Raw genomic sequence first — 16,026 nt, 5'->3', positions numbered from 1 at the left:
GCAAACTGGAAGCCCATGGGTATCTATTCGGAGGTACGATCCGATCGTAACCTCCTAACTGATGAACAATCTGCCCGGATGCACAGTATCCATGTTGCTCGGTTGTTCGATTTGGATATGCATAACCGGAAACCTCCGGAGTCCCGTCAACAGAAGTGTTGATCGTCTCGACAGACCCGTTGGGAAGAACTGATATGGAGGCGCAATAAAGTCCGACTTGAGCTGTCATGCCTCGCACATTCAATCCCGTGGAGACGTCAGCGTGATAGAGCCCTCGGAGTACTGTACCGGCCGGACACTGGTAACCCTCAACCGATCCTTTATTCGAGCCGATCGTGCCTACGTAGTCGCCATCCCCTCGGAAACCGATGCCAATTTGTGAAAAGGCAAAGTTCGAGAAAAGACAAAACACAAATAAAAATACGGATCGCAGTAATAGTCTATCCACCGGAAACACCAGTCGTTGGGAGTCCTTGGATTAATAAAATTTTAACCAGTTATGATGAAAAAACCGGGACGATCGACCGGAATAGACCCGCATCGCCAACAGTGTGGTCGATGGTGGGCCCGGAGGGACTCGAACCCCCAACCAAGCGGTTATGAGCCGCCGGCTCTAACCAATTGAGCTACAGGCCCGGTGGGCGATGGATTAATTGCTTTTTTCCCGTCGCACAAGTCATCTTGCCGCAATCGATACACAATCCATCGCTAGGTGGCTTTTCGGGACATCGCAAAAGGAGTTTTCCATGATCAGAACCGTTTTCCCCGCCGTGCTCGCTGCTCCCATGCTTGCCGTTTCTCTTTTCAGCGCTGTTCCAGCTTCTGCAGATGAAAGGGACAGCCGAATCATCGTGACGGGCGAGGGAGAAGCCGCTGTCAGCCCCGATATGGCGATCCTTACCATCGCCGTCGTACGCGAAGCCGAGACGGCGCGCGACGCTCTTGATGCGAACAGTCAGGCAATGACCGCCGTGATCGATGCGATGAAGGAAGATGGCATTGAGGCGCGTGATCTGCAGACCGGCGGTCTGTCCATCAACCCGCGCTATGTATATCCGAACGAAAAGAATGACGAGAAGACGCCGCGGATCGTGGGCTACGAAGTTGGCAATACGCTGACCGTACGCATCCGTGATCTCGAGAAGGTCGGCGCAGTTCTTGACCGTTCGGTCACTCTGGGCGTGAACCAGGGCGGTGGTCTGAGCTTTACCAACGACGATCCATCCGAGGCCATCACCGAGGCTCGAAAACGAGCCGTCAGGGACGCGCTCGACAAGGCGAACACACTGGCTGAGGCTGCCGGGGTGAAATTGGGCGATATCGTCGAGATCTCAGAGCAGATGCATCAGCGCCCTCCAATGCCCTATGCCGGCAAGGCTGTTCGGATGCAGGCCTCCGCCGAGGCTGTGCCAGTGGAAGCGGGTGAGAACACCTATCAGGTGCAGGTCAATGTGACCTTTGAACTCGACCGGTAAACCGGGCGCTCAAATATCAGAATCGAAAGCCGCCAGCGCAAGCCGGCGGCTTTCTCGTATTATCGTCGATCAATCCACACTCAACGGATCACCGGGGGATCACCGGGGGATCACCGGACACCGTGGTGCACGGGCGAAGACAACATGCTGCCGTCCCCAATGCGTGCGGCCTGCCACGCGAATGATGTTGCGATTGGCCCTGACCACCCGGGCACGCCGGATACCCATGCGTTCTGCCTTGCGCACTGCCTGCCTTGGCGTGCAGGTGCGATAATGGCCGCGAGGACGTTCGGCTCGGTGGCTGCGGGCACTGTTGCCGTAAAGGTAACCGCCCGAGGGGCCACCAATGCCAAAGCCGAAATAAAGGCTGTCCGCCTGAGCTGTCGCAGGTGCGGCAACCAGCGTGCCCAACCCAATCATTGCTGAAAGTGTGGCGATCTTCAGTTTGTGAAACATTGTGTTCTCCTTGGTGCTCGGGACCCTCGCGCGCCCTTCATGGAGATCACATTGTCAAACCACGCCTGAACCGTTCAGGAACAGGCTGTTCATATGGCATTCAGCCAACAACCGACAAAGCCGCGTTCCACTGTACCGGGTTGCGCTGCTCGCTGATCCTTGTGATTTCGCCGCCATCGATCTCGAAAAACATTCCGCCGGGGAGCGCATAAGTCTGCCCCGCCGCCTCCGGCAGGCCTTCTGCGGTTGCCCGATAGGTGCCGCGAACCGTGAACTCGGCGGCCGCACGAACACCGCCAGGGGCGTTCATCACGGTGGTGTCTGCAAGCCGCTCATCGAAATGCCGTGCCTTCAGTCCGAGACGCCAACGCAGTTTCTCGCGCCCGATCTCCCGCTCGCCGTCAAATGGATCATGCGCCACATCCTCGCTTACCAATGCCAGAGCTGCCTCGTGGTCGTTGGCGTTCAAGGCATCCAGAAAAGATTGCACCAGGCTGCGCGCCTCTTCCTCGGACATCGTCATCACTCCTCATTCATAAAGCACCCCGGAAGGAAACATCGAATGATGTCTATGGTTCCTCGTCCAGGATGAACGCAAAATAGTCTTCCGGCTCCGCCAATTGATCTTCGTTGGCCTTCACACGGCCACGAATGGACACGCCGGCCTCGTGCACGGTGTTGGGATCGCCCGAAACCAGCGGATGCCACCAGGGGAGATCCCTCCCCTCCGCCACGAGGCGATAGCCGCATGTGCTGGGAAGCCAGGGAATGCTGCCCACATTGTTCGGTGTCAGCCGCACGCAATCGGGAACGCGTTTCAGCCGGTTCCCATAGTCGCTGCACCGGCACGTCTCGCCATTGAACAGGCGGCACCCCACACTCGTCCAGTATATCTCACCGGTCTCTTCATCCTCGAGCTTGGCGAGGCAGCATTTGCCACAGCCGTCGCAAAGAGCTTCCCATTCCCGGTCGTTGAGCTCTGCGAGCGTCTTGGTCTTCCAGAATTCTTTGGTTGTCATGCTCGAGCTTTGAACCGCCAGGCATCGCGCGTCAAGCATCGTGTCCGCCCCGTTTCAGACACGTTCTCATCACGTCGCGGTCATGCTTTCACACGCTCCGGTTTCAATCCCGCAAAAATGGGAACCGAACGCCATCGAAGCGGTTAAAGCGGCGATGGGACGCCTGCATACAGGAGAAATTTTATGACGACGCGAAAGCGGATCATGACGACAACCGCCCTCGGTCTGCTCATTGCGGCCGGACCTCTGGCGACACAGCACAGCATTGCAACCGAGCGCTCCTCCGGCGTGGTGCTGGCACAGGCCGAAAAGCCCAAGGGCATGACCGAAGAAGCCTGGCGCGCCCTTTTGAAGAAGCGCGGCAACAAAAAGCAGAAGGAAGAAGCCCCGGTGGAGGGCGAGGATGCACCCGCGTCGGAAGCCGGGACCGAGCCCGAACCCGCGGCACCCCCGCCGGCAGCTGAAACGGAAACCGATCAACCCGCTGCAACGGAAGAACCTCCCACCGAGAAAGCCTCTGGAGCCGACCGCGATGCTGCGGCTGAGGAGGCGCCTTCCGATAACGAGGTGTCCGAGGAACAGCCCCCCGCCCCCGTTGAACCCGAAGCCGCTGAAGAAGCGCCGCCTGCGGAGAGCATGCCCGCTGAGGAGAAGCCTGCCGTTGAAACCCAAAAGGCCTCTCCGGACGCAGAGGAAGATGCGGAGCCAAAACCCGAGCCCGAGGCGGCCTCAGAAGCAGCGCCTACCGATACGGATGCGCCGGCAGAGCCTGCGCCTGCCCCCCGTGCGGATGAGGTTGAAGATGCACCTTTAGAAGAGGTGGTTCCGGCTGAGAGCCAGCCCTCTGGTGAGGCAAAGGAAGCCACTCCCGCAATCCCGGAAGAGCCTGCGAATGAAACGGACCAGGCTCAGCCAGAGAGCGACACCCAGCCTGAACCGCAGGCTACCGAGCCCCTGCCTGAAAACGCCGCTCCTGTTCTGGACAGTGAAAAGGAGCCGGAGGCCGAAGGTGAAGCACAGACCCGCACTCCGGCCAAAACGCCAGATGCGGACAGCGCCCCCGATACGGATAGCGCCGAAGCTCCCACAGAATCGCAGCAGGCACCCATGCCTGAAAGCGACGCCGAGGCACAGACAGACGCGATCAACCCTGAAACGCTTCGCAGCGAAATACGCAACATTCTTGAAGAGAGGGGCGAACGCATTGAAATGGGTCAGACACGCGAGGAACGCCGCGAACGCCGGCGTGAACTGCGAGAGCGGCGCGAAACCGCAGAGGTCGTGCGCGAGTTCAACGACAACCGGACGATCATTCAGATCAACAACCAGGTTTTCGTTGAAAGTCAGGACAGCGACCGGCTTATCCGCGACGATGACGAAGTTTATTATGAAGAACTGCCACGCGGCCGTGTGCGCGAGGTCGTAACACGTCCCAACGGCGTTCGCCTGATCACGGTTCGCAACCGTTATGGCGATGTCATCCGCCGCGTGCGGGTTACGCCGGACGGACGGGAACAGGTCCTCGTCTTCGTGCCGGACGAACGGCTCGAAACCGTCGACCGGTGGCAGGACCCGGCCCGCGAATTGCCTCCGCTCCGCCTGACAATCCCCGTGAGCGAGTATATTCTGGAGGCTGAGCAGGTGGAGGATCCCGAGCGCTATTACACCTTCCTGGAGCAGCCTCCGGTAGAACCGGTGCGGCGGATATACTCTCTGGAAGAGGTGAAGCGCACCGCGCGACTGCGCGATATGGTTCGCCGTATCGATCTCGATACCGTCGAATTCGCCTTTGGCTCAGCCGATATCGAAGAAAGCGAAATTGACGAGCTCGAGGCGATCGCCACCGCCATTCAACGCATGCTGGACGAGAACCCCGCCGAAACTTTCCTCATCGAGGGCCATACGGATGCAGTCGGTTCCGACCTTGCCAATCTGGCACTCTCGGATCGCCGGGCCGAATCCGTCGCCCGCGCCCTGACGGATGTGTTCGGCATTCCGCCGGAGAACCTCGTCACTCAGGGCTATGGCGAACGCTACCTCAAGATCAATACACAGGAGCGCGAACGCGAAAACCGGCGTGTGGCCCTGCGGCGTATTACCCCGCTTGTCGCACCGGTGGCCAGCGCCAGATAAGCCGTGAAGGCTTTCCGTCCGCCCCATGCTCTGGCAGCGGGCTGGCGAAAGGAGCCCGGTCGGATGTTCCCTCCTCCGGCCGGGCTTTGCTTTGTCTTTCAAATCTGCAAGATGCCTTCGAATTCAATGTCGCTCAAAGGAGTTCCATCATGAAGCGCAACGGCCTGCATGGTGTTATCGCCGCCGTCCCAACTCCTGTGACAGCGTCGGGAGATCCGGACACGGCCCGTTTTCTGCGCCATGCGCAATGGGCACTGGACAATGGCTGCGATGCGCTGAATGTGCTCGGCACGACGGGCGAAGCCAATTCGTTTGGGGCTGAACAACGCACCGCTCTCATGCAAGCAGCCGTCGGCGCCCTCGACAGCAGCAGACTGATGGTTGGCACGGGCACCCCGGACCTGAAGACGACAGTCGCGCTGACCCGGCGCGCCCATGAACTCGGCTTTGCCGCAGCGCTGGTTTTGCCCCCTTACTATTACAAGGGAGTGAGCGATGACGGTCTGTTCGCCTGGTTCGAGCGACTGATCTCCGGCACGTCCGGAAACCCCATTCCCGTCTATCTTTACAATTTCCCGCAGATGACGGGCATCACCTTCTCCCCGGCCCTTGCCCGCCGTCTGAAAGAGGCATTCCCTGATCGCATAGCCGGTGCGAAAGACAGTTCAGGCGATCTCGACTATGCTTCCGAACTGGCAAAGATCAGTGATTTTGCCGTCTTCCCGAGCAACGAAGCCTCAATTTCGAAGGCGGAATCTGAAAATTACGCCGGATGCATTTCAGCAACCGCCAGCGTGACCGCGCCGCTTGTTGCAAAACTTTGGGCCGAACCCACCAATGATGATGCCCTGGAGGCGGCGTCCAGTGCACGCACCGCAATATCGGCGCACCCACTCATTCCCGCGGTTAAATACCTGACTGCGAGACTTCATGATGACGCAGGCTTTGCCGCTCCGCTGCCACCGCACATGCCGCTCTCAAACGAGCAGAAAGCGGCACTGGACGAGATTCCTCTGTGAACCGGCCGGCGGCAGTTCCGCGATGCGATCTGCCGCCCGCCGGCCTCCTGTTCTGTGAATACCGGCTGCCCGTCAGCCAGCCTTTTCGCCGATCTCGGAGATACCGCCATTGGCTGCAGACCATTCAAGCGGCTTGTTGAGAAACTTTTCCACTTCATCAAGCGTCTTCTCGTCGAAAAGCTTGTCTGTGCGCGCTACCTGCAGCACATCCCACCAGGTGGTGAGGTAGTGAAGCCGCATACCCGCGTCTTCCAGACGCTTGGGAGTGTCCGGAAATATCCCGTAGTAAAAGACGGCGAAAGTGTCCGTCACTTCGGCGCCAGCCTTGCGCACGGCCTCGGCAAATTTGAGCTTGCTCCCGCCATCCGTGGTCAGGTCTTCCACCAGAAGCAGCCGCGCACCTTCATTCAGATTGCCTTCGATTTGGGCATCGCGTCCAAAGCCCTTGGGCTTCTTGCGCACATAGAGCATGGGCAGGCCGAGCTTGTCAGAGAGCCAGGCAGCAAAGGGAATGCCTGCCGTCTCGCCTCCGGCCACCGCGTCGAACTTTTCGAACCCGGCATCCCGCAGAACGACCGAGGCCGCAAAATCCATGATCGCGGAGCGAATACGCGGATAGGAAATCAGCTTCCGGCAGTCGATGTAGACCGGGCTCTTGAGCCCTGAAGTGAACGTATAGGGTTCATCAGCCCGGAAATGAACCGCCTTGATCTCTATCAGCATCTTGGCCACGGTCTCGGCAATCAGGGCGCGGTCGGGGAATGTGTTGGCGAACATGGCTGGCTCTCGGTTGGTGACGCGGCTTTCAGCTATCAGGATTGAACGCCGGGCGGAAGTTTTTCCGACAATATTCCGGTGGATGGCTTTGCGCCATTCATCTCATAATTTTCTCGACGCACCATGTCGGAATGCTTCAAGCTCTGACGTCTTCCAAACGAGAAAGGAACTGGAATGCTCTACGCAATTCTCTGCTACCACAATGAAGACGTCGTCATGTCCTGGTCCAGGGAAGAGGACGATGCTGTGCTCGCCAAGCGTCGGCGTGTCCAGAAGGAGCTGGTCGACACGGACCGCATGGGCCCGGCAATCCGTCTGATGCCCACATCCGCGGCAACGACGATCCGGGCTTCGGGAAGCGATCAGCTCGTAATCGACGGCCCCTTCGCCGAAACCAAGGAACAGTTGCTCGGTTTCTACGTCGTGGATTGCGAGAATCTGGAGGAGGTCGTCGATTTCGCCAAACGCCTGAAAGAGGGTGAGAGCGTCACATTCGAAGTTCGCCCGATACAGATTTTTGAGAAAGGCACTTTGCCTGAGAGGGAAGCGGCTCCCAAATGACCGAACTCGCCTGGATCGAGAATGCGCTTACAAGCTCGCGCCCGCAGGCTATGGGAGCACTTCTACGCTATTTTCGTGATCTCGACCGAGCCGAGGAGGCTTTCCAGGAGGCGTGTCTGCGGGCGTTGAAAAACTGGCCGATCAAGGGCCCACCCCGCGACCCGACCGCCTGGCTGATTTTCGTCGGTCGCAATGCAGCGCTGGATGGCGTAAGGCGCGACAGCCGCAGCACTGCACTACCCTCCGAAGACAGGATATCGGATCTCAACGACGTCGAGGCCGACATGGCCGAACGGCTGGACGATGCGCACTACCGCGACGATATCCTGCGGCTGATGTTCGTCTGCTGCCATCCCGATCTTCCGGCAACACAGCAAGTGGCGCTCGCATTGCGCATCGTCTCGGGGCTCAGCGTACGCGAGATCGCCAGCGCCTTTCTGGTGGGCGAAAAGGCCATGGAGCAACGCATTACCCGCGCCAAGCGTCGGGTAGCCGAGGCAAACGTTCCCTTTGCCGCACCCAACGCCGTCGAGCGCTCCGAACGGCTCGGATCGGTCGCAGCGATGATCTATCTGGTTTTTAACGAGGGTTATTCCGCAACCAGCGGCGCGGAAGTCGTGCGCGCCTCGCTGTGCGATGAGGCCATCCGGCTTGCCCGCCTGTTGCTGCGGCTTTTCCCTTCCGAACCCGAGATCATGGGGCTCCTCGCCCTCATGCTTCTCCAGCACGCCCGCAGTGCAGCCCGCACGGATGCGGATGGCAATGCCGTTCTGCTTGATGACCAGGACCGGACACTCTGGAACCGCACCGGCATTGAAGAGGGACTGGCCCTGGTGGACAAGGCTCTGCGCCACGGACGGCCCGGCCCCTATCAGGTGCAGGCGGCAATTGCGGCACTTCACGCGCGTGCCCGCACGCCGGTAGAAACCGACTGGGAAGAAATAGACCTTCTCTATCAGATGCTGGAAAGCCAGACGCCGTCACCTGTCATCACGCTCAACCGCTCGGTCGCTGTATCCAAAATTCGCGGACCCGAAGCCGCGTTACGATTGATCACCCCTCTGGCGGAACGCCTTTCGGGTTATTTTTACTACCACGGTGTACGCGGTGCATATCTGGGCGAAATTGGACGCGCCGAAGAAGCTCGCGAAGCGTTCGACCGCGCCATCGCGCTGGCGCGCACACCAGCCGAAGCCGCACATATACGTCAGCATCTGGATCGGTTGGCCATGAAAACACAAACGGATTGAACAAAAATTCGGACGGCATGTCGGACGTACCGATCGCCATTCGTCCTGATGAGGAGTCCCGACATCGCGGGCTTGTCATTAGGAGAAAATCATGTCCGAAACCCACAATGTTGCAGACCAGGGGGAAATGCCCGAGGTTCTCGGCGGTGTCGTCCCTTATCTCATTGTCGATGGCGCATCAAAAGCGGCCGAATTCTACAAACAGGCCCTGGCGGCGAAAGAGGTTTTCCGGCAACCGGAAGACGAGAATGGCCGCACCATGCACATTCATCTCTATATTCACGGCGGTTCGCTCATGCTTTGCGACGCCTATCCGGAATATGGTCAACCCCTGCGGGATCATGCCGGATACACACTGACCCTGAACGTTGACGATGTCGACGGTTGGTGGGCACGCGCGGTGGGTGCAGGCATGAACGTGACATTGCCTCTTGAACGCATGTTCTGGGGTGATCGATATGGTCAACTCCTCGACCCGTTCGGCGTGGCCTGGGGGATCGTCGGCAAATAACCGCGTTCTGATTCTCAAAGGATCGCGCCTTTTCGCGGCGTTTGGCCTCCCCCAGGTGCTCCCCAAGCCCCAGGGCCATTACGCGCTGCGAAAGGCGGCCGGGGAGAAAAACATCCCCGGCCGTTTTGTTTCCATCGCTTTACAGGGGTGCCCCGCACGCACTAGGCTGTGTCGACAAGGGAAAGAGAGGCTTTGCCACATCCCTGTTCGCCGACGCAGAGCGCTATGCCGCGTCAACATCTTCTCACACAAAAGCGATTGAGAGACAGACATGAGCCAGGTCAAAAGCGGCGATGTCGTACGCATCCATTACACAGGCAAGCTGGCCGACGGCACGCAGTTTGATTCCTCGGCCGGACGCGAACCACTCGAGTTCAAGGTGGGCAGTGGCCAGATAATCTCCGGCCTCGACCGACAGATCCAGGGTATGAAGCAGGGTGAGAGCGGCACGCTCAACATTCCCGCGGCTGAGGCCTACGGTGCCCGTGACGAAAACCAGGTTCAGGCGGTACCACGCTCAGCGTTGCCACCCGAGCTGGACGTAAAGGTCGGCTCCAACCTCCAGGCCACCACGCAGGACGGAAACCAGATTTCCCTTACGGTGGTTGGCGTGGGTGATGACGAAATCACGGTCGACGCCAATCATCCGCTGGCCGGCCACGATCTGATTTTTGACATTGAAGTCGTCGAGATCGTCGGCGCCTGATCACGATAGTGCGGAAGCCGCCGGTGCCATCGCACCGCGGCTCCCCATTGCGGTCTCCCCTTCACGTGCAGCCTTACTGCGGAATGGCATCAGGCGAATATTGGTCTGCAAACTCGGCAGAGGGCGGGATCGGCTTGATGATGTCGATCAGAACACCATTCGGATCGGCAGTGATGAAGTGACGTTGTCCGAACGCTTCGTCACGCAGTTCCAGCAGCACTGGAAGCCCCGCGCCTTTCAGCCTCTCATATTCGGCGTCTACATCTTCGACCTCAAAATTCAGGATCAGACCTGACACCTTCCCCCTGCCGCTCTCCGGCACGGTCGCGTGGTTTCCGTTCAGTATGGCGAGATTGACGCCTGGGTCGTTGCTTGACTGAAGATGGACATACCAGTCCGCCTCAAATGCCGGCTGAAAACCAAAATGAGCGCAGTAAAACCCTGCGGTTTCGGAGACTTTTTCCGTCATGATGACCGGGTAGTAACTGGTGATTTTCATCGTCATGGTTCCTGTTGGCGCGTTGGTCGCAACTGCATGCTTTGATCCTCGCGACGCGCAAAACACTTGCAATCAACAATTGTCGCTATAAACATACAGACTGCATGTATTGATAATTAACATACAGGCTGCATGTATGCAACAGGAATCAGGTCGGCGTTCCAACCGCGAGCGCAGTGAGGAAACCCGCGACAGGCTCATCGAGGCCGCGCGCCGCCTTTTCGTGGAGAAATCCTATGCGGAAACCGGAACGCCGGAGATCGCTCGCGAAGCCGGTGTCACCCGGGGAGCGCTCTATCATCATTTCGCCGACAAACAGGCTCTGCTTGCCGCCGTGGTCGAACGCGAGGCAAGCACGGTGGCAGATGAGATCGAGCATCACACGGTCGTTTCCTCGTCAGCCACAAGCGCGCTGATCGAGGGTGGACACGCTTATCTCAAAGCGATGACTGCCCCCGGACGCACACGCCTCTTGCTCCTCGATGGCCCTGCAGTTCTCGGAAGAAGCGGAATGGACGAGATCGACAGCCGCCACGGCAACAGGACGCTAAGGGAAGGGTTGCAGGCTGCCATTGAAGCCCGACAGATCCGCGACCTGCCGCTGGATGCGCTGACCGGCTTGCTTGGCGCGGCATTCGACCGTGCAGCGCTGGCGATTGATGCCGGCGCGGACGCAGAAAGTTATCGTCGAGTCCTCGCCGGACTCATAGAGGGGTTATCCCCCGCCCCGTAGGCGCGGGCTACGGCTTTTCCGGGCTCCTCTTGCCGCCGGCCCTCATGGCAGGATTGGTGACGTCAACCTTGAGACCGGCAACCAGTTCACGGGCAGCAGAGAAGAACTCTCGGTAAAGTATCGACGCAAACAGCAGCACACTGACACCGATAGCTGCCCAGGCGGAGACAAACCAGGCGATCATACCCAATGAAAAATAGTAGGCCCGAATGCCCTGATTGAAATTGCGCGCCGCGATCGTGTTGAGCGCCGCCATAACGTAGATTTCCTCTGGGTCGCATTCATCCGCCTCGTCCGCTGCCCCGAGCATGATACAGAAATGGTTGAACTGTCGCAGCGACAGCGTGAAGGACAAAAACGCCATCACGAACATCACCAAAAACATCACCAGATGCCGCTCGACGGCCGCTTTCGAAATGTCCAGCGCCGGCTGCATGACCGACACGGCTTCCACCACCGCGCTGATTTGACCGAACACGGCGATCAACGCCAGTATGATCAGAACCGTGGTTGATGCGAAGAAGGAGACGGCCCCCATCAGATTGCCCGAGAGGATTGCATCCATCGGCGTCTCACGGCGCACTGCGTTGCGCACCCAGCGGTGGCGCTGCGCACCCATGATAATGGACAACGAGGGCCGTCGCTTTTCCAGCCAGCTCGCAAAGACGGTGTAGAACACCCAGCAAAAAATCGGGAAGAGCGAAGCTGCGAGCGTCAATGTTAATGCCTTTCAGCCTGTAGACCACAGACTGCAAGTTTGACCGAAGCCACGCTGTTGGTCCAGTCAGCCATTGTGGTTTGCAAACCCGCAACGGCCAAACCGACGACGCGATCAGCCGAAGATCTGGTCACCCTGCTCATCGATTACCTGGCGACCCTTTCGGACCGCCTGCTCTGCAGCGAGATCTGCACTTGGGAAGCGATCGGCGCGCACCAGACGATGCTCCTTGCGAACCCCATCCACCTCTTTCGAGATCAGCGCGCACGTCTGAAACTGGCCGCCCTCAGAAAACGGAGTGGGCTGGATCATGAAACCTTTGTGCTCGACAGCAGCCCCTACCGGCTTTCCTTCCCCCGCGGTGGATGTGTCCGCTCCTCCTCCGAACAGGCGCTTCAGGAATGACATGTGTTTACTCCCCTCATTTCAGCGATCTCTTCACGTTTTACCCCTGTGCAGGCCAATGCGGAACACAAAGCGTACCGGGTGCTTCACGCAACATGCAACACGACCTCACGCCGATGCGGTCGAACCCGGTGTTCGAACAGATAGACGCCCTGCCAGGTGCCTAGAACCAGCCGGCCATTCATCACCGGGATGCCAATGGATGTCTGGGTCAAAGCCGCCTTGATGTGCGCGGGCATGTCGTCGGGCCCTTCAAGGCGATGGACAATCCAGGCCATGGAGGGATCGTCAGAGAGCGGAACGAGTCGGCTGAAAAAAGTCTCCAGATCCCGTTTCACATCCGCATCGGCGTTTTCCTGGATGATCAGAGAGCAGGATGTATGACGCACGAACACCGTGAGGAGCCCGGCCACAAGGCCCGCTTCGTCAACGAAGCTCTCAACCCGATCGGTAAATTCATACAGTCCGGGCCCGGCAGTGGGGACGGACAGGATCGTCTGTCTCATGCTATTGGTGGAGCATCCGAACGAATGCGCTGTCAAGCAGGCAAGCCCCGGTTCATCCAGGCAAGGTGACCACGATCGGCCCCCGGTCCGTTGCCACGACCGTATGCTCGTATTGCACCACCGGGGCACAGGGTTCCGCATGCAGGGTCCAGGCATCATCGTCCCCATGCATGGCCCAAAGTCCTCCACAGGACAGAAACGGTTCAACCGTCAGAACCAGCCCCCTGTTGATCCGGCGCCTATCATTGCGTGTCGGCCAGGTGGCGATTTCCTCGGGGTATTCATGCAAGGATCGCCCAACCCCATGGCTGGCCAGGTTTCGGATCAAGGTGTAACCCCGGCGCTCGGCAAAGCGGCCGATCGCTTTTCCGATACCGGCCAGGGGTTTGTTGCTGCGCACCTGCGCGATGCCGATCTCCATGGCGCGCTTGCCGTCTCGGCACAGACCCTCGAGCCGGGCATCTACCCTCCCCAGCCGAAATGTAGCGCCGGTATCGGCAAAATAGCCATTCTTGGATGCCGAAACATCGATGTTGACCAGGTCTCCCTCAGCAAGAATCCTGCCGCCCGGAATGCCGTGGGCAATCTCCTCGTTCACGCTGATGCAGGTTGCCCCGGGAAAGTCATAGGTTGTCTGCGGCGCAGAAAGTGCGCCTTCACGCTCCAGCAACGCACCGCCGATCTGATCCAGTTCCCTGGTGGTCATGCCCGGCTCCATGGCTTTCGCCATGGCATGCATCGTGTTCGCGACAATGCGACCAATTTCTCTCAAGCCGTCAAGTTCATCCTGATGTGTGATCGTCATTGCTTTGGCTTGCCCTGCCGGATGCTGATGAAATTGCCTCCAAACAAAAAAGCCGGGCACTCAGACCCGGCATTCTTGTTCTTGTCGCCGCTCACATGTGTATAAAAAACCATGTGAGAGCAAGCCACTCAAGCGCGACTAGCTATCGAGGAAGGAACGCAATTTGCGCGAACGGCTCGGATGCTTGAGCTTGCGCAGCGCCTTCGCTTCGATCTGGCGGATACGCTCACGCGTCACCGAGAACTGCTGACCGACCTCTTCCAGCGTGTGATCGGTGTTCATGCCGATACCGAAACGCATGCGCAACACGCGTTCCTCGCGCGGCGTCAGCGAGGCAAGCACACGCGTCGTCGTCTCGCGCAGATTTGCCTGAATGGCCGCATCGATGGGCAGAACCGCGCCCTTGTCCTCGATGAAATCGCCCAGATGCGAATCTTCCTCGTCGCCCACAGGCGTTTCGAGCGAGATCGGCTCCTTGGCGATCTTCAGCACCTTGCGCACCTTTTCAAGCGGCATGGCGAGCTTCTCGGCAAGTTCTTCCGGCGTCGGCTCGCGACCGATCTCGTGCAGCATCTGGCGCGATGTCCGCACGATCTTGTTGATCGTCTCGATCATGTGGACCGGAATACGGATCGTGCGGGCCTGATCGGCGATCGAACGGGTGATCGCCTGCCTGATCCACCAGGTCGCGTAGGTCGAGAACTTGTAGCCCCGGCGATACTCGAACTTGTCCACCGCCTTCATCAGGCCGATATTGCCCTCCTGGATCAGATCCAGGAACTGAAGACCACGGTTTGTGTACTTCTTCGCGATGGAGATCACGAGGCGCAGATTGGCCTCTACCATCTCTTTCTTGGCGATTGCGGCTTCGCGTTCGCCCTTCTGGACCTGGTTCACGATCTTGCGGAACTCGCCGATGGAGATGGCGGTTTCCTGTGCGAGATTCTGGATCTCCGCACGCAGATCCTCGATCGCCTTCGCCTCGTTCTTCGAGAACTCCTTCCAGCCCTTGCCGGAAAGCGTTGCAACGCGTTCGGTCCAGTTCGTGTCAAGCTCGGAGCCCTGATATTCCTTCAGGAAGGATTCGCGCTTGACGCCATAGCTCTCTGCAAGCCGCAACAGGCGTCCCTCGTTCTGCACGAGGCGCTTGTTGATGTCATAGAGCTGCTCGACCAGAGTCTCGATACGGGCATTGTTGAGCGAGAGGGACTTCACCGAGGTGATCAACTCGCTCTTCAACTGCTTGTAGCGGCGCTCCTGGCTGCTGGACAGGCTATCGGCATCGGCAAGGCTCGACTCGACCTTCTGATCCTGCAGCTTGCGCAGCTTCTTGTAGGTGTCGGCGATAAAGTCCAGCGTCTCCATGACACCGGGCTTGAGTTCGGCCTCCATCGCAGCGAGCGACAGATTGGCCTCATCCTCCTCTTCGTCGTCCTCTTCCTCCGGCTGTCCTTCACCACCCACGTCCGTGACGTCATCACCGCGGGTACGCTTTGGCTTTTCCTCAGCCGCCGGCTTGTTTTCCTCATCGGGACGCTGCACGACCGGCGCCTGCTTTGCCTCGGGGCCCGCATAAGTGGCCTCGAGATCGATGATCTCGCGCAGCAGGATCTTGCCTTCGTTCAGTTCGTCACGCCAGATGATCAGCGCCTGGAAGGTCAGCGGGCTCTCGCAGAGCCCCGCAATCATCGTTTCGCGGCCAGCCTCAATGCGCTTCGCGATTGCGATTTCGCCCTCGCGGGAGAGGAGCTCCACAGAGCCCATCTCACGCAGATACATGCGCACGGGATCGTCTGTGCGATCTGTGGGCTCTTTTTTCGTTGTCGTCGCGACAGCGGTTCCCGACTGCGTGGTCAGCTCGCCGCCTTCCTCGCTGTCACTGGAATCATTGTCTTCCGAGACCTCATCTTCTTCCACCACATTGATGCCCATATCCGAGAGCATCGCCATCGTGTCTTCGATCTGTTCGGAACTGACTTCGCCGGAAGGAAGGACGGCATTGAGCTCGTCCATCGTCACATAGCCGCGCTTCTTGGCGGCCTTGATCATCTTCTTGACTGCGTCGTCGGAAAGGTCGAGCAAGGGACCATCGGAGCCCTCACGTTCGGTTTCGACCTCTTCCTTCTCTTTTGTCGCCATGCTTTGCCTTCTCCAACCGAGCGGGGTTCCATGCCACCCCGTCGCCGCCGCTGCAACGGCTGTCCGTCGCGGCATTTCGCAACCTGATTCGTGATCTAGCGCTGGCCGCGTTAATGCCGGATTAACCCTGATACTTAGGTGGACTCCCTGTCACGTCCAATTTCGGTATCTTGTTCTTGCGTGCCACCGATCTTCTGCGGCAGCACGGCTCATTCTCGAATCGATCCTGATTCCTGCATTCCGACGCGACGTCAAGGCGAAGCATGGTGATTCGTGTCAAAAAAGCGAATCAAAGAGCGATTCAGGTGCTTTTT

At 58.9% G+C, this 16,026-nt stretch carries 18 protein-coding genes and 1 tRNA gene; 8 read left to right on the top strand and 11 right to left on the bottom strand.

Going from position 1 to position 16,026, the window contains the following annotated elements:
• Positions 1-559: 559 nt before the first annotated feature.
• Positions 560-636 (bottom strand) — tRNA-Ile (locus tag P2W41_RS07345).
• Between the two features lie 110 nt (positions 637-746).
• Between P2W41_RS07345 and P2W41_RS07340 the strand changes: the two genes are divergently transcribed.
• Complete coding sequence (locus P2W41_RS07340; protein ID WP_404934713.1) at positions 747-1,475, top strand: SIMPL domain-containing protein; 729 nt, start codon at positions 747-749, stop codon at positions 1,473-1,475.
• 99 nt (positions 1,476-1,574) lie between these two features.
• Here the strand turns inward: P2W41_RS07340 and P2W41_RS07335 are convergent, their stop codons facing one another.
• The 3 genes from P2W41_RS07335 to P2W41_RS07325 all read right to left on the bottom strand — a co-directional run bounded on the left by P2W41_RS07335 (position 1,575) and on the right by P2W41_RS07325 (position 2,950).
• Positions 1,575-1,931, bottom strand: a complete 357-nt coding sequence (locus P2W41_RS07335) for a hypothetical protein (protein WP_292896601.1) — start codon at positions 1,929-1,931, stop codon at positions 1,575-1,577.
• Between the two features lie 100 nt (positions 1,932-2,031).
• A complete protein-coding gene (locus P2W41_RS07330; RefSeq protein WP_366931272.1) occupies positions 2,032-2,454 on the bottom strand; it encodes a nuclear transport factor 2 family protein in 423 nt (140 codons plus the stop codon).
• A 46-nt stretch (positions 2,455-2,500) separates the two neighbouring features.
• Positions 2,501-2,950: a YcgN family cysteine cluster protein gene (locus P2W41_RS07325; RefSeq protein WP_404934712.1), complete on the bottom strand. Its 450-nt coding sequence runs from the start codon at positions 2,948-2,950 to the stop codon at positions 2,501-2,503.
• Positions 2,951-3,133: 183 nt separating this feature from the next.
• On the opposite strand from P2W41_RS07325, the gene P2W41_RS07320 reads away from it, so the two are divergent.
• Together P2W41_RS07320 and P2W41_RS07315 are read left to right on the top strand one after the other, a co-directional pair.
• Positions 3,134-5,083, top strand: a complete 1,950-nt coding sequence (locus P2W41_RS07320; RefSeq protein WP_404934711.1) for an OmpA family protein — start codon at positions 3,134-3,136, stop codon at positions 5,081-5,083.
• Positions 5,084-5,232: 149 nt separating this feature from the next.
• Entirely contained in the window at positions 5,233-6,102 is an 870-nt protein-coding gene (locus P2W41_RS07315; protein ID WP_404934710.1) for a dihydrodipicolinate synthase family protein, read from the top strand.
• 72 nt (positions 6,103-6,174) lie between these two features.
• Here P2W41_RS07315 and P2W41_RS07310 read toward each other — a convergent pair whose 3' ends face one another.
• A complete protein-coding gene (locus P2W41_RS07310) occupies positions 6,175-6,879 on the bottom strand; it encodes an orotate phosphoribosyltransferase (RefSeq protein WP_292896608.1) in 705 nt (234 codons plus the stop codon).
• A gap of 174 nt (positions 6,880-7,053) precedes the next feature.
• Here P2W41_RS07310 and P2W41_RS07305 point away from each other — a divergent pair, with 174 nt between their 5' ends.
• The 4 genes from P2W41_RS07305 to P2W41_RS07290 all read left to right on the top strand — a co-directional run bounded on the left by P2W41_RS07305 (position 7,054) and on the right by P2W41_RS07290 (position 9,907).
• A complete protein-coding gene (locus P2W41_RS07305) occupies positions 7,054-7,440 on the top strand; it encodes a YciI family protein (protein ID WP_404934709.1) in 387 nt (128 codons plus the stop codon).
• Positions 7,437-8,690 (top strand): RNA polymerase sigma factor, encoded by a 1,254-nt coding sequence (locus tag P2W41_RS07300; RefSeq protein WP_404934708.1) that lies wholly within the window; start codon positions 7,437-7,439, stop codon positions 8,688-8,690. Before P2W41_RS07305 ends, P2W41_RS07300 begins: the two co-directional genes overlap by 4 nt.
• A 91-nt stretch (positions 8,691-8,781) precedes the next feature.
• Positions 8,782-9,201, top strand: coding sequence for a VOC family protein (locus P2W41_RS07295; RefSeq protein ID WP_404934707.1), 420 nt, complete (start codon positions 8,782-8,784; stop codon positions 9,199-9,201).
• Positions 9,202-9,472: 271 nt separating this feature from the next.
• Complete coding sequence (locus tag P2W41_RS07290; RefSeq protein ID WP_229448785.1) at positions 9,473-9,907, top strand: peptidylprolyl isomerase; 435 nt, start codon at positions 9,473-9,475, stop codon at positions 9,905-9,907.
• A gap of 73 nt (positions 9,908-9,980) precedes the next feature.
• Here P2W41_RS07290 and P2W41_RS07285 read toward each other — a convergent pair whose 3' ends face one another.
• A complete protein-coding gene (locus tag P2W41_RS07285) occupies positions 9,981-10,406 on the bottom strand; it encodes a VOC family protein (RefSeq protein ID WP_292896617.1) in 426 nt (141 codons plus the stop codon).
• A 136-nt stretch (positions 10,407-10,542) separates the two neighbouring features.
• On the opposite strand from P2W41_RS07285, the gene P2W41_RS07280 reads away from it, so the two are divergent.
• On the top strand, positions 10,543-11,139 hold the full coding sequence (locus P2W41_RS07280) for a TetR/AcrR family transcriptional regulator (RefSeq protein WP_404934706.1): 597 nt from the start codon (positions 10,543-10,545) through the stop codon (positions 11,137-11,139).
• A 7-nt stretch (positions 11,140-11,146) separates the two neighbouring features.
• On the opposite strand, the gene P2W41_RS07275 is transcribed toward P2W41_RS07280, so the two are convergent.
• From P2W41_RS07275 to rpoD, 5 genes are all read right to left on the bottom strand, one after another.
• On the bottom strand, positions 11,147-11,857 hold the full coding sequence (locus P2W41_RS07275) for a DUF599 domain-containing protein (RefSeq protein ID WP_404934705.1): 711 nt from the start codon (positions 11,855-11,857) through the stop codon (positions 11,147-11,149).
• Positions 11,858-11,971: 114 nt separating this feature from the next.
• Complete coding sequence (locus tag P2W41_RS07270) at positions 11,972-12,265, bottom strand: HlyU family transcriptional regulator (protein ID WP_292896623.1); 294 nt, start codon at positions 12,263-12,265, stop codon at positions 11,972-11,974.
• 83 nt (positions 12,266-12,348) lie between these two features.
• Positions 12,349-12,768: a secondary thiamine-phosphate synthase enzyme YjbQ gene (locus P2W41_RS07265; protein ID WP_292896625.1), complete on the bottom strand. Its 420-nt coding sequence runs from the start codon at positions 12,766-12,768 to the stop codon at positions 12,349-12,351.
• A 52-nt stretch (positions 12,769-12,820) separates the two neighbouring features.
• Positions 12,821-13,573 (bottom strand): type I methionyl aminopeptidase, encoded by a 753-nt coding sequence (map, locus tag P2W41_RS07260; protein WP_292896627.1) that lies wholly within the window; start codon positions 13,571-13,573, stop codon positions 12,821-12,823.
• 138 nt (positions 13,574-13,711) lie between these two features.
• Positions 13,712-15,712, bottom strand: coding sequence for an RNA polymerase sigma factor RpoD (gene rpoD, locus P2W41_RS07255; protein WP_292896629.1), 2,001 nt, complete (start codon positions 15,710-15,712; stop codon positions 13,712-13,714).
• Between the last annotated feature and the right edge of the window lie 314 nt (positions 15,713-16,026).

Source organism: Nitratireductor sp. L15S-10, from assembly GCF_045011005.1.
In the GTDB taxonomy this organism is placed as follows: domain Bacteria; phylum Pseudomonadota; class Alphaproteobacteria; order Rhizobiales; family Rhizobiaceae; genus Nitratireductor.
This window is presented reverse-complemented; position numbering and strand designations above follow the sequence as displayed.

Excerpts from the sequence above, each read along its gene's own strand:
- P2W41_RS07340 (WP_404934713.1), top strand. The coding sequence starts at position 747 with ATGATCAGAACCGTTTTCCCCGCCGTGCTCGCTGCTCCCATGCTTGCC.
- P2W41_RS07335 (WP_292896601.1), bottom strand. The coding sequence starts at position 1,931 with ATGTTTCACAAACTGAAGATCGCCACACTTTCAGCAATGATTGGGTTG.
- P2W41_RS07330 (WP_366931272.1), bottom strand. The coding sequence starts at position 2,454 with ATGACGATGTCCGAGGAAGAGGCGCGCAGCCTGGTGCAATCTTTTCTG.
- P2W41_RS07325 (WP_404934712.1), bottom strand. The coding sequence starts at position 2,950 with ATGACAACCAAAGAATTCTGGAAGACCAAGACGCTCGCAGAGCTCAAC.
- P2W41_RS07320 (WP_404934711.1), top strand. The coding sequence starts at position 3,134 with ATGACGACGCGAAAGCGGATCATGACGACAACCGCCCTCGGTCTGCTC.
- P2W41_RS07315 (WP_404934710.1), top strand. The coding sequence starts at position 5,233 with ATGAAGCGCAACGGCCTGCATGGTGTTATCGCCGCCGTCCCAACTCCT.
- P2W41_RS07310 (WP_292896608.1), bottom strand. The coding sequence starts at position 6,879 with ATGTTCGCCAACACATTCCCCGACCGCGCCCTGATTGCCGAGACCGTG.
- P2W41_RS07305 (WP_404934709.1), top strand. The coding sequence starts at position 7,054 with ATGCTCTACGCAATTCTCTGCTACCACAATGAAGACGTCGTCATGTCC.
- P2W41_RS07300 (WP_404934708.1), top strand. The coding sequence starts at position 7,437 with ATGACCGAACTCGCCTGGATCGAGAATGCGCTTACAAGCTCGCGCCCG.
- P2W41_RS07295 (WP_404934707.1), top strand. The coding sequence starts at position 8,782 with ATGTCCGAAACCCACAATGTTGCAGACCAGGGGGAAATGCCCGAGGTT.
- P2W41_RS07290 (WP_229448785.1), top strand. The coding sequence starts at position 9,473 with ATGAGCCAGGTCAAAAGCGGCGATGTCGTACGCATCCATTACACAGGC.
- P2W41_RS07285 (WP_292896617.1), bottom strand. The coding sequence starts at position 10,406 with ATGAAAATCACCAGTTACTACCCGGTCATCATGACGGAAAAAGTCTCC.
- P2W41_RS07280 (WP_404934706.1), top strand. The coding sequence starts at position 10,543 with ATGCAACAGGAATCAGGTCGGCGTTCCAACCGCGAGCGCAGTGAGGAA.
- P2W41_RS07270 (WP_292896623.1), bottom strand. The coding sequence starts at position 12,265 with ATGTCATTCCTGAAGCGCCTGTTCGGAGGAGGAGCGGACACATCCACC.
- P2W41_RS07265 (WP_292896625.1), bottom strand. The coding sequence starts at position 12,768 with ATGAGACAGACGATCCTGTCCGTCCCCACTGCCGGGCCCGGACTGTAT.
- map (WP_292896627.1), bottom strand. The coding sequence starts at position 13,573 with ATGACGATCACACATCAGGATGAACTTGACGGCTTGAGAGAAATTGGT.
- rpoD (WP_292896629.1), bottom strand. The coding sequence starts at position 15,712 with ATGGCGACAAAAGAGAAGGAAGAGGTCGAAACCGAACGTGAGGGCTCC.